At 63.2% G+C, this 12,097-nt stretch carries 11 protein-coding genes; 10 read left to right on the top strand and 1 reads right to left on the bottom strand.

What is annotated here, in order from left to right:
* The 4 genes from AC1DWI_RS03415 to AC1DWI_RS03400 all read left to right on the top strand — a co-directional run.
* The coding region (locus AC1DWI_RS03415) for an ABC transporter ATP-binding protein (protein ID WP_477724377.1) at positions 1-801 on the top strand (801 nt) is incomplete at its 5' end.
* 134 nt (positions 802-935) lie between these two features.
* On the top strand, positions 936-2,195 hold the full coding sequence (locus AC1DWI_RS03410) for a phenylacetate--CoA ligase family protein (protein WP_477668659.1): 1,260 nt from the start codon (positions 936-938) through the stop codon (positions 2,193-2,195).
* Positions 2,196-2,344: 149 nt separating this feature from the next.
* The gene (locus AC1DWI_RS03405; RefSeq protein ID WP_477724376.1) at positions 2,345-3,340 is read left to right on the top strand and encodes a tripartite tricarboxylate transporter substrate-binding protein; all 996 of its coding nucleotides are present in this window, start codon (positions 2,345-2,347) and stop codon (positions 3,338-3,340) included.
* A gap of 231 nt (positions 3,341-3,571) precedes the next feature.
* Positions 3,572-4,525 (top strand): Bug family tripartite tricarboxylate transporter substrate binding protein, encoded by a 954-nt coding sequence (locus tag AC1DWI_RS03400; RefSeq protein ID WP_477668931.1) that lies wholly within the window; start codon positions 3,572-3,574, stop codon positions 4,523-4,525.
* 73 nt (positions 4,526-4,598) lie between these two features.
* Here AC1DWI_RS03400 and AC1DWI_RS03395 read toward each other — a convergent pair whose 3' ends face one another.
* Positions 4,599-4,901: a DUF1840 domain-containing protein gene (locus tag AC1DWI_RS03395; protein ID WP_477668661.1), complete on the bottom strand. Its 303-nt coding sequence runs from the start codon at positions 4,899-4,901 to the stop codon at positions 4,599-4,601.
* A 140-nt stretch (positions 4,902-5,041) separates the two neighbouring features.
* Here AC1DWI_RS03395 and AC1DWI_RS03390 point away from each other — a divergent pair, with 140 nt between their 5' ends.
* From AC1DWI_RS03390 to AC1DWI_RS03365, 6 genes are all read left to right on the top strand, one after another.
* Positions 5,042-5,791 (top strand): 2OG-Fe dioxygenase family protein, encoded by a 750-nt coding sequence (locus tag AC1DWI_RS03390; RefSeq protein WP_477668662.1) that lies wholly within the window; start codon positions 5,042-5,044, stop codon positions 5,789-5,791.
* 158 nt (positions 5,792-5,949) lie between these two features.
* Positions 5,950-8,286, top strand: a complete 2,337-nt coding sequence (locus tag AC1DWI_RS03385) for a bifunctional salicylyl-CoA 5-hydroxylase/oxidoreductase (protein ID WP_477724375.1) — start codon at positions 5,950-5,952, stop codon at positions 8,284-8,286.
* A 37-nt stretch (positions 8,287-8,323) separates the two neighbouring features.
* Entirely contained in the window at positions 8,324-8,812 is a 489-nt protein-coding gene (locus tag AC1DWI_RS03380; RefSeq protein ID WP_477666480.1) for a MarR family winged helix-turn-helix transcriptional regulator, read from the top strand.
* Complete coding sequence (locus tag AC1DWI_RS03375) at positions 8,809-9,663, top strand: enoyl-CoA hydratase family protein (RefSeq protein ID WP_477668664.1); 855 nt, start codon at positions 8,809-8,811, stop codon at positions 9,661-9,663. The genes AC1DWI_RS03380 and AC1DWI_RS03375 overlap by 4 nt, the downstream gene beginning before the upstream one ends.
* 26 nt (positions 9,664-9,689) lie before the next feature.
* Entirely contained in the window at positions 9,690-10,871 is a 1,182-nt protein-coding gene (locus AC1DWI_RS03370) for an acyl-CoA dehydrogenase family protein (protein ID WP_477668665.1), read from the top strand.
* On the top strand, positions 10,868-12,097 hold a 1,230-nt coding region (locus tag AC1DWI_RS03365), incomplete at its 3' end, for an AMP-binding protein (protein WP_477724374.1). The genes AC1DWI_RS03370 and AC1DWI_RS03365, both read left to right, overlap by 4 nt.

The following is a 12,097-nucleotide window of genomic DNA, read 5'->3' as shown; positions in this document are numbered from 1 at the left end:
CCTAACATCGTTCTCAACGTCAACGGCATCGAGGTCATCTACAACCACGTGATCCTGGTGCTCAAGGGCGTCTCGCTGCAAGTCTCGCAGGGCCGCATCGTGGCCATCCTGGGCGGCAACGGCGCAGGCAAGACCACGACTCTGCGCGCGATTTCCAATCTGCTCAGGGGGGAGCGCGGCGAAGTCACCAAAGGTTCCATCGAGCTGCGCGGCGAGCGCATAGAAAACCTCTCGCCGGCCGACCTGGTGCAGCGCGGCGTGGTGCAGGTGATGGAGGGACGACACTGCTTTGCCCATCTGACCATCGAAGAAAACCTGCTGACCGGCGGCTACACGCGCAGCAGCAAGGCCGAAGTGGCGGCGAATCTGGAGAAGGTTTACAACTACTTTCCGCGCCTGAAAACCCGACGCACTTCGCAGGCGGCTTATACGTCGGGCGGCGAGCAGCAAATGTGCGCCATCGGCCGCGCGCTCATGGCAAACCCGTCGATGGTGCTGCTGGACGAGCCCTCCATGGGCCTGGCGCCGCAGATTGTCGAAGAAGTGTTCAACATCGTGAAAGACCTGAACCAGAAGGAGCAAGTCACCTTCCTGCTGGCCGAGCAGAACACCAACATGGCACTCAAATATGCCGACTACGGCTACATCATGGAAAGCGGCCGTGTGGTGATGGACGGCGCGGCCAGTGACCTGGCCAATAACGAGGACGTCAAGGAGTTCTACCTTGGCGTGGGCGGCGGCGAGCGCAAGAGCTTCAAGGATGTGAAGAGCTACAAGCGGCGCAAACGGTGGCTGGCGTAGAACATGACCCCCACGCTTGTCACTTCGTGTACTGCGCTGCCCCCCGAGGGGGCCGCTGCGCCTGCGGCCCGGCAAAGCCGGTTCCGCGGCCCCTGCTGGTTTAAGACTTCTCCTTGCCCAGGTTTTCTCCAAATATGACCACACATTACGACTCACTGGAAGTGCGAAGCCCTACGGAACGCGAGGCGGCCCTGCTGACGGCCTTGCCGCAGCAGATTGCCCATGCCAAGACGCGGGCGCCTGCCTTCACCGCCATTCTCAAGGACGTTGACGCCCAGGCCATCACATCACGTGCGGAACTGGCGCGATTGCCCGTCACGCGCAAGCATGAGCTCCTTGAGCGCCAGCAGGCCGAGCGCGCGCCCGGTGGCAGTGGCAACGCATTTGGCGGTTTCAGCGCTTTGCGCTACGGCGCGCATATGCCTCATGTTTTTGCCAGCCCTGGCACCATTTACGAGCCCGGCGGCAAGCGCAAGGACTACTGGCGCATGGCCAGGGCCTTGTATGCCGCGGGCTTTCGCCCCGGCCAGCTGATCCACAACAGTTTCAGCTACCACTTTGTGCCGGCAGGCTCCATGATGGAAACCGGCGCGCATGCCCTCGGTTGCACCGTGTTCCCGGGCGGTACCGGCCAGACGGAGCAGCAGGTACACGCCATGGCGGAACTCAGGCCGGCCGGCTACATCGGCACACCAAGCTTCCTGAAAATCATCATGGAGAAGGCCGCCGAAATGAAGGTGGAACTGCCGACCGTGACGCGGGCACTGGTTTCAGGCGAGGCGTTTCCCCCCAGCCTGCGCGACTGGCTGGGTGAGCGCGGCATTGCGGGCTACCAGTGTTATGCCTCGGCCGACCTGGGCCTGATTGCGTACGAAACCGAAGCGCGTGAAGGGCTGGTGCTGGATGAAGGCGTGATCGTGGAAATCGTGCGCCCTGGAACGGGTGACCCGGTGGCTGAGGGCGAAGTGGGAGAGCTGGTGGTGACCACCCTCAATCCCGGCTATCCGCTGATTCGCTTTGGCACGGGCGACCTTTCCGCCATCCTTGCGGGCACCTGCCCCACGGGACGCACCAATGCGCGCATCAAGGGCTGGATGGGAAGAGCCGACCAGACCGTCAAGGTCCGCGGGATGTTTGTACATCCCGGGCAGGTCGCTGACATTGCCCGGCGCTTTCCGGAAGTGATCAAGGCCAGGCTGGTGGTCAGCGGAGAGATGGCGAGCGACAACATGCACTTCCAGGTCGAAACCGCGTCCGCCCCGGACGGCCTGGACCAGCGTATCGGCGACGCCATCCGTGACGTCACCAAATTGCGCGGCACCGTGCAACTGGTGGCGCCCGGCAGTCTCCCCAACGACGGGAAGGTTATTGAGGATGCACGTAGTTACAAGTAGAGCCCCCACGCTTGTCGCTGCGCGTACTGCGCTGCCCCCAAAGGGGCGCTGCCAGCAAAGCGACCGGGGGCTAGCCCTTACGTAGTTCCCGCGATGTTTGCGCAGTAAGCGGATCGTAAACTTGGCGCGTTCATCACAAGGAGACGCTCATGAAACGCCTGTTAGTCCTCGCCGCTGCTGCAACGGCCATATTTGCAGCCCACGCGCAAGCCCCCGCCTTCCCCGGCTCCAAGCCAGTCACTCTGGTGGTCCCATTCGCGGCCGGCGGCCCAACCGACCGTGTGGCACGCGACCTGGCCGAAGCCATGCGCAAAGCCATGGGCGGCAGCGCCAACTTCGTGGTGGAAAACGTCAACGGCGCCGGCGGCACCATYGGTGCGGCCAAGGTAGCCCGCGCAACACCCGATGGTCACACCTTGCTGGTGCACCACATCGGCATGGCGGCCGCGCCGGCCCTGTATCGCAAGCTGCCCTACAAGGTGCTGGACGATTTCGAGTTCCTGGGCATGATCAACGAAGTACCGATGACCATCATCGGCAAACCGCAGCTGCCGGCCAACAACTACCGCGATTTCGAGAATTACATTCGCRCCAATGCCGGCAAACTCAATATCGCCCATGCAGGATTGGGCTCGGCATCGCACCTCTGTGGCCTGATGTGGCAGGCAGCCATCAACGCCAAGGACGCGATGACCACCATTCCCTTCGGCGGCACGGCGCCGGCCATGAATGCACTGGTGGGCGGACAGGTCGACATGATGTGTGACCAGACCACCAACACCACCGGCCAGATTGAAGCCGGCCGCGTCAAGGCGTTTGCGGTCACGACCGCCAAACCGCTGAAGAACAACAAGCTGCTCAAGGACTATCCGACGCTGCAGGAAATGGGCCTCAAAAACTTTGACCTGACGATCTGGCACGGCATGTACGCCCCCAAGGGAACGCCGCCGGCCGTGATGACCCAGCTCAACAACGCCCTGAAAGTGGCGCTCAAGGATCCCGACTTCATCAAGAAGCAGGAAGGCCTTGGCGCCGTGGTGGTGACCGACAAGCGTGTCGAGCCCGCCGCCCACAAGGCTTTTGTATCCGCCGAGATCAACAAGCTCAAGCCCGTGATCGACGCCGCCGGCAAGTTCRCCGACTGATCTGTTGACCGTTTGATTGCCAGCCGCCCGGTTCATGCCGGGCGGCTTTTCTTTTTTTGGATGGCTGGGTTGAAACCCTCTTGAAGCATGAACCCACGCACGCTATCTTCATGTGACCCCCGGCCGCGCCGGCCATCCCTGGAGCCCCTCTTGAACAACAATAGCAAGCCCTTTCTTTCCCGTCGCTACGGCGCTTTCCTGGCCACCGCGCTGACCGCCGTCGCCACCTTTATGGCCACGCCCTCCGCCTGGGCGCAAAGCGCCAGCTGGCCCACCAGGCCCGTCAAAATCGTCGTGCCCTTCGCGCCAGGCGGCACCACCGACATCCTGGCCCGCGCCATGGCGCCGGAACTCTCCAAAGCCTTCGGCCAGCCCTTTGTGGTTGAGAACCGTGCCGGTGCCGGCGGCAACATTGGCGCAGACGTGGTCGCCAAATCCGCGCCTGACGGCTACACCCTGCTGATGGGCACCGTGGGCACGCATGGCATCAACAAGTCGCTGTACAGCAAGATGGCCTACGACCCGCAAAAAGACTTTGCACCCATCACGCTGGTCGCGGGTGTGCCCAACGTCATGGTGGTCAACGCCGAAAAAGCCAAAGCCGCGGGCATCAACAACGTCACGGACTTCATACGCGCGGCCAAAGCCAAGCCCGGCACTTTCAACATGGCCTCCAGCGGCAACGGCACGTCCATCCACCTGGCGGGTGAACTGTTTAAAACCATGAGCGGAACCTATATGACGCACTTCCCCTACAGCGGATCCGGCCCCGCGCTGCTGGCACTGGTGGGCGGCGACATGGACGTCATGTTCGACAACCTGCCGTCTTCCATGCAGCTCATCAAGTCCGGCAAACTCAAGGCACTGGCCGTGACGAGCTCAGAACGCTCAGCGGCCCTGCCTGACGTCCCCACCATAGAACAGGCCGGCGGCCCGGCCATGAAAGGTTTCGATGCGAGCTCCTGGTTCGGCCTGCTCGCCCCCGCCGGTACGCCGCCCGACATTGTGAACCGCATCCAGCAGGAAGCCGCCAAGGCGCTGGGCACGCCTGCGATGAAAGAGAAGCTCCTCGCGCAGGGTGCGATTCCCAGCGGCAATACGCCGCAACAGTTCACGGCCTTTATCAATGCCGAGCACAAGAAGTGGGCGCAGGTGGTGAAGGCTTCGGGGGCGAAGGTGGACTGAGCGCATATCAACTCACCATGCAAAAAGCCCTGTCACCAGGGCTTTTTGGTATGGGTCAGCGCGACTGCTAAGCCTAAACGCCCCAAACCACCTCATGCCCCGACTTCAGGTTGCGTTGCAGCATGTCGATAAACGGCACGGCGCGCTGGCGCAGGCCCAGGCCGTCGCCAGGGACGACCCCCTCGTCGGCATTGGCATCGTGGGCTTCCTCGTGCGCGATCGCTGCCTGCAGGGCGGCTATCGCGGCGGGCATTTGCTCGGGCAGGATGATGCCTTTGGGGGCGGGGTCTTTGCCGATGATTTCGAGGACCTTGCGGCCGTTGGCTTCGAGCATGATCACGTCGCCGGCGTCTTTGGATTTGAATTTATAAAGCATGGTGGCTCCTCAAGTTGGACAGACAGGCCATTATGGAAAGTTTTCGAACCCGTGTATGTAGGCTGGTTTCACCTGTTGCGGCCCCGGGGTTCCGGCTACGGCTGCCGGGCCGGCCGCGCGGCTCAAGCAAAATAGGGCCCATGTTCAATATCGCCACTGTCCCCAAGTCGGCTCGCCAGGCGCTCAGCCAGGACGGGCTGAGCCTGCTCAACCCTGCCGAGCTGACGGCCACGCTGGAACTGCCGACGCCGGCCTGGACATCAGGCTGGCAGGCGCTGACAGACTCCTGGAACCGCTTGCCGCCTGACGCCCATCTGAAAGACGGTGGCCACTACCGCAAGCGCCGCCATTCCTGCTTCGTCCAGGAGCTGGCCGAAGGCACGCTCACGCAAACCCCGCATCGTGCCCACTGGCAACCCACCGACTACAACGCCCTGCACGGCGGCTTCGAGCGCTGGTTCGACCCGGTCGAGCCAGCGGTAGCCACAGCCCCGGCATGGACGGACCTGCTGGCCAATCTGGGCAAGCTGTTTGCGCAAGTGCAACCCGCCGGGCGCTGGCATATTGAAGCGCACCAGTTCCGCATCGACACCGCGGGCGGGGTAGGCCGGCCCACGCCTGAAGGCGCACATCGCGACGGTGTGGACTTCGTGGTGGTGATGATGGTGGCGCGGCACGGCGTCAAAGGCGGCGAAACCCGGGTGTTCGATGCCAACGGCCCGCATGGTGTGCGCTTTGTGATGCAGGAGCCCCTGACGGCGCTTCTGCTGGACGATGCCCGGGTAATTCACGAGACCACGCCCATCCTGCCGGCAGACGATCGGGCCGGCAGTAGTTTTCGGGATACGCTGGTGCTCACTTACCGGGCAGCGGGCTTTCAGGCCCCCTGATATCCGGCTGGCGCGGCAGCCGTAAATACCGGCACACCTCTGCACCGCTGCGGTAACACCCGTTTTCCGGTGTTGMGAAAAACACCGGAAAACCCGCTTGACGGATTTAGTTTAAACCTAAACAATTAAGGTCAAATTAATCCAGAGAGTACGCATTCATGCACATTCTTTGCCTGGGCGGCGGTCCCGCAGGCTTGTATTTCGCCCTGCTGATGAAGCTGCAAAATCCGGCGCATCAGGTGACGGTGGTCGAGCGCAACCGGCCTTTTGACACCTTCGGCTGGGGCGTGGTGCTGTCGGACCAGACGCTGGGCAACCTGCGCATGGCCGACCCGGTCAGCGCACAGCTGATCGGCGACGCCTTCAACCATTGGGATGACGTGGAGGTGTTCTTCAAGGGCCGCTCGGTGCGCTCCGGCGGCCACGGTTTCTGCGGTATCGGCCGCAAGCGTCTGCTCAACATCCTGCAGGAGCGCTGCATCGCGCTGGGCGTGGACCTGGTGTTCGAAACCGACGTGCAGGACGACCAGGCTATCGCTGCGCAATACAACGCCGACGTGGTGATCGCCAGCGACGGTCTGAACAGCCGCATCCGCAACCGTWATGCGGAGACCTTCAAGCCAGACGTGGAGCTTCGCGCCTGCCGTTTTGTCTGGCTGGGCACGCACAAAACTTTCGATGCTTTCACCTTCGCCTTCGAGCAGACTGAGCATGGCTGGTTCGCCGCACATGCCTACAAGTTTGACGAGAACACTTCGACCTTTATCGTCGAGACACCCGAGGCCGTGTGGAAGGCGCACGGCCTGGACCAGATGAGCCAGGAAGACGGCATCTCATTTTGTGAACGCCTGTTTGCCAAATACCTGGACGGCAACGCGCTGATGAACAACGCGACGCATGTGCGCGGCTCGGCGATCTGGATACGTTTTCCGCGTGTGGTTTGTGAACGTTGGGTTCACGAGGAAAACATCAACGGCAAACAGGTGCCCATCGTACTCATGGGCGATGCAGCGCATACCGCGCATTTTTCCATCGGCAGTGGTACCAAGCTGGCGCTGGAAGACGCGATTGAGTTGACCAACTGTTTTGCGCAGCACGGTGATGCCGCTGCGGCGCTCAAAACCTATGAAGCCCTCCGCTCCGTGGAAGTGCTGAAGATCCAGAACGCGGCGCGCAACTCGACCGAGTGGTTTGAGAACGTTGACCGCTACAGTGGCATGGAGGCCGAGCAGTTCTTTTATTCGCTGCTCACACGCTCGCAGCGCATCAGCCACGAGAACCTGCGCGTGCGCGATGCCGCCTGGCTGCAGGGTTATGAGCAGTGGTTGGCTAAAAGCAGCGCACCGCATGCACCGCCGCCCATGCTGCTGCCTTTGAAGGTCCGCGAACTGAATCTGAAGAACCGTATCGTCGTTTCGCCCATGGCTACCTACAGCGCGGTGGACGGCGTGCCGCAGGACTTCCACCTGGTTCACCTTGGCGCGCGCGCATTGGGTGGCGCTGCGCTGGTGTTTGTCGAAATGACCGCACCGTGCGCAGAAGGCCGAATCACCCCCGGCTGCCCGGGCTTGTGGAACGAGACGCAGGCCAGGGCCTTCAAGCGCATCGTGGATTTTGTCCATGCCTCGGGTGCCGGCGCCAGAATCGGCATGCAACTGGGACACAGCGGCCCCAAAGGCTCCACGCAAGTCGGCTGGGAAGAGCCCGACGAGCCGCTCGTCACCGGCAACTGGCCGCTGCTGGCGGCTAGCGCTGTGGCTTACGGCCCCACCAACCAGGTGCCGCAAGCCATGACACGCGTCGACATGGACCGTGTCAAGACTGAGTTCGTGCAGTCCACCCGCTACGCGGCCGAAGCCGGGTTTGACTGGCTTGAGCTGCATTGCGCCCACGGCTATCTGCTGTCGAGCTTTATCACGCCGCTGACCAACCAGCGCACGGACGAGTACGGCGGCAGCCTGGAAAACCGCTGCCGCTTTCCGCTGGAGGTGTTTGCCGCCATGCGTGAAGTGTGGCCGGCGCATCTGCCGATGAGCGTGCGGATCTCCGCGCACGACTGGGCGCCGGGCGGTAACACCGCCGACGATGCCGTTGCCGTCGCCCGGATGTTCAAGGCCGCAGGGTGCGACTTCATCGACGTGTCGTCGGGCCAGACCACGCGCGCGGCCAAGCCGGTTTACGGCCGCATGTACCAGACGCCGTTTGCCGACCGCATCCGCAACGAGGTGGGCATACAGACCATCGCCGTGGGCGCGATCTCGGAAGTCGACCATGTCAACAGCATCATTGCAGCCGGCCGTGCCGACCTCTGCGCCGTTGCCCGCCCGCACCTGGCCGACCCCGCCTGGACGCTGCACGAAGCTGCCAAGCTGCAAAGCCGCCATGTGGATTGGCCACAACCCTACCTGAGCGGGCGCGACCAGCTCTACCGTGAACTCTCGAAGCAAAAAGAGCTTGCAGCGCAGACAGGACAAGCGCAAGTTGCTATCAAATAGATAGCGCCAACAAGTAGCATTATCAAGGAGACACGCCATGGACATGGAAGCAAGAGGCCACAGCGAACACCCCGAAGCGTTGCGGCTCTGGCTGCGCATGCTGACCTGCACTCAGCTGGTGGAAAAGCAGGTGCGCACCCAGTTGCGTGAACAGTTCGACACCACCCTGCCGCGCTTTGACCTGATGGCACAACTCGAGCGCAGCCCGGAAGGGCTGAAGATGAACGAGCTGTCGCGCCGCATGATGGTGACCGGCGGCAACGTCACGGGCATTACCGACCAGCTGGTGAATGAAGGGCTGGTGGAGCGCGTGGATGTGGAGGGTGACCGCCGGGCCTATCGCGTTCGCCTGACCCCGCGGGGGCGAAAACTGTTCGACGAAATGGCAAACGAGCATGAAGCCTGGATCGTCGCGGCCTTTGAGGCTTTGTCACCACGCGAGGTGGAGTCCCTGCACAAACTGCTGGGCAAGGTCAAGCAACACCACAACGCCCTGCTGACCGACAGCAAACTGGAAACGACATGAAACACTACATCGGCCTGGCCAACCCCATGCATGCGCAGTTTGATGCGCTGGCCCATCACCAGGCGGAGCATTTCGCTTACGCCTTCGACGCCGGCGTCGCGACGCTGACGCTGAACCGGCCCGAGCGCAAGAACCCGCTGACCTTCGACTCCTACGCGGAGCTGCGCGACCTGTTCCGCACGCTGAACACCGCCACCGACGTGAAGGCAGTGGTCATCACTGGCGCCGGCGGCAATTTCTGCTCGGGCGGCGACGTGCACGAGATCATCGGGCCGCTGACAAAAATGACCATGCCGGAAATGCTGGAGTTCACGCGCATGACGGGTGACCTGATCAAGGCCATGCGCCTGTGCCCCCAGCCCATCATCGCGGCGATTGACGGTATCTGCGCCGGCGCCGGTGCCATGATGGCGCTGGCCGCCGACATGCGCCTGGGAACGGCCCAGGCGAAGACGGCGTTCCTCTTCACGCGCGTGGGCCTGGCCGGTGCCGACATGGGAGCCTGCGCGTTGCTGCCGCGCCTGATCGGACAGGGGCGCGCATCGGAACTGCTGTTTACCGGCAGATCCATGAGCGCGCAGGAAGGCTTGCAGTGGGGCTTCTTCAACGCGCTGCACGAGCCGCAAGATGTGCTGGCGCAGGCGCAAAAACTGGCGCAAGAGCTGGCTGACGGCCCGACCTTTGCGCACGGCATGACCAAAACCATGCTGCACCAGGAATGGGCGATGACGCTGGACCAGGCGATAGAGGCCGAAGCGCAGGCGCAGGCCATCTGCATGCAGACGCAAGATTTCACACGGGCGTACGAGGCCTTTTCAGCCAAACAGAAACCGGTGTTCCGCGGCGACTGAGCGCGGCAGGACGACAAGGATCACGCATGAGATCGACCACCGCCCACCTGGCACTGCCTTTTTTTGACGAGGTTCACCGCGACCTGGCGCAGCGCCTGGCCGACTGGACGCCGGATCAGTACATCGACGAGAGCGACGACCGCAGGGCTTGCAGGGAGTGGGTGAGTCTGTTGGGCGCCAACGGCTGGCTGCGCTACTGCGTGCCGGCGGGCAAGGACGGCGCCCTGGGCGGCGCGCTTGAAAAATTGGATTCCCGCGCGCTCGTCATCCTGCGCGAAACGCTGGCTTTTCATTCGCCGCTGGCCGATTTCGCGTTTGCGATGCAAGGGCTGGGCAGCGGCGCGATCACGCTGGCGGGGACGCCGGCACAGCAAGCGGCTTACCTGCCGTTGGTCGCCAACGGGAAGAGGATCGCGGCTTTTGCGCTGAGCGAACCCGACGCTGGCTCGGACGCCGGTGCCATGGTGACCTCCGCCACAGACGCGGGTGAAGGCTGGGCCTTGAACGGCAGCAAGACCTGGATCAGCAACGGAGGCATCGCGGATTTTTACGTGACCTTCGCCAAGACGGATCCGCAGGCCGGCACGCGCGGCATTACTGCCTTCATTGTCGATGCGGAAAACAAGGGCCTGGACAGCAGCGAACACATCGCTGTGATGGCGCCGCACCCGTTGGCCACGCTGAAGTTCACGCATTGCAAGCTGCCGCGGGACGCGCAGTTGGGCGCGCTGCATGGCGGGTTCAAGCTGGCGATGCAGACGCTGGACATCTTCCGCGCCTCCGTGGCCGCTGCCGCGCTGGGCATGGCGCGCCGTGCCCTGGCCGAGGCAGTGCATTTCTCGAAGGAACGGAAGATGTTCGGCCAGACGCTGGCCGACTTCCAGCTCACGCAAGCCAAGCTCGGCGAGATGGCGGCGCTGATCGATGCGGCCGCGCTGCTGACCTATCGCGCCGCCTGGATGCGCGACGAAAGCGAACGCCTGGGCAGCGGCGCGCGCATCACCGCCGAGGCAGCCATGGCCAAGATGACAGCCACCGAAAACGCCCAGAAGGTCATCGATATGGCGCTGCAGATGCATGGTGGCCTGGGCGTGAAGGTTGGCACCAAGGTGGAAAGCCTGTACCGCGACATACGCTCATTGCGCATTTACGAAGGTGCGACCGAAGTGCAGCAACTCATCATTGGAAAGGCCGTATTGCAATCATGAGCACCTCCGTCTCCGACTCCATCGAAAGTGTTGCCGCGGTACCGTCCGCACAGACGGACCGCTTTGTACATGACCGTTTGCCGCCGTACGAACAGCTTCCGCGCATGGTGTACGCGCTGCCCGAGCTGTGCATACCGGCGCAGGCCAATCTGGTGCAGAGCCTGTTTGACAAAGCTTTTCGCGAGGGACGCGCGGACAAGCCGATGCTGCGCTCGGACAAGATCACCCTGACCTATGCCGACGCACTGGAGCGCGTGAACCGCATCGCACAGGTGCTGACGGAAAACTTCGGCCTCAAGCCCGGCAACCGGGTGTTGCTGCGCGGCGGCAACTCGATCGGCATGGCGCTGGCCTGGCTAGGCGTTGTGCAAGCCGGGCTGGTGGCGGTGGCAACCATGCCGCTACTGCGTGCCAAGGAGCTGGGAGAGATCATTGAGAAAGCCAGGCCCGCGCTGGCTTTGTGTGATGCCAGCCTGCTGGAGGAATTGCAGGCGGCGCAGGCGCAAAGCGATACGCTGCCCATCATCGTGCCCTTCAACCTGATGGACGCACCGGGCTCGCTCGCGGTTCTGTCTGCGCAGAAGGACGGCGAATTCACGCCCTGCCCGGTAGCCGCCGACGACATCGCCTTGATGGCCTTCACCTCGGGCACCACGGGAAAACCCAAAGCCGCGGTGCACACGCACCGCGACGTGCTGGCGGCCAGCGAGGCCTGGCCGCGCCACGTGCTCAAGGCAAAGCCGGACGACATCGTCATCGGCTCGCCGCCGTTGGCCTTCACCTTCGGCCTGGGCGGCATGCTGATTTTCCCGATGTGGGCCGGCGCTTCGGTTTACTACCCCTCCATCGCCTATACGCCGGAGGCCATGGTCAAGCTGATCAACCAGGTCGGCRCAACGGTCTGCTACACGGCACCTACGTTTTACCGGCAGATGGCTGCTTTCGCCAAACAGCACGGCGTGCCCGGCTTGCGGGTGTGCGTGAGTGCCGGCGAGAGTCTGCCTGACGCCACGCGGCAGCTATGGAAGGACGCCACCGGTATTGAAATGATCGACGGCATCGGCGCGACCGAGATGTTCCACATCTTTATCTCCGCAGCCGGCGCCGACGTGCGCCGCGGCGCCATCGGCAAGGTGGTGCCAGGCTACACCGCCAGGGTGGTGGACGACACCGGCACGGAAGTGCCGCGCGGCACCATAGGCAAGCTGGCTGTGGTGGGCCCGACC

It is taken from the genome of Polaromonas sp. P3_C2, assembly GCF_056402675.1.
This window is presented reverse-complemented; position numbering and strand designations above follow the sequence as displayed.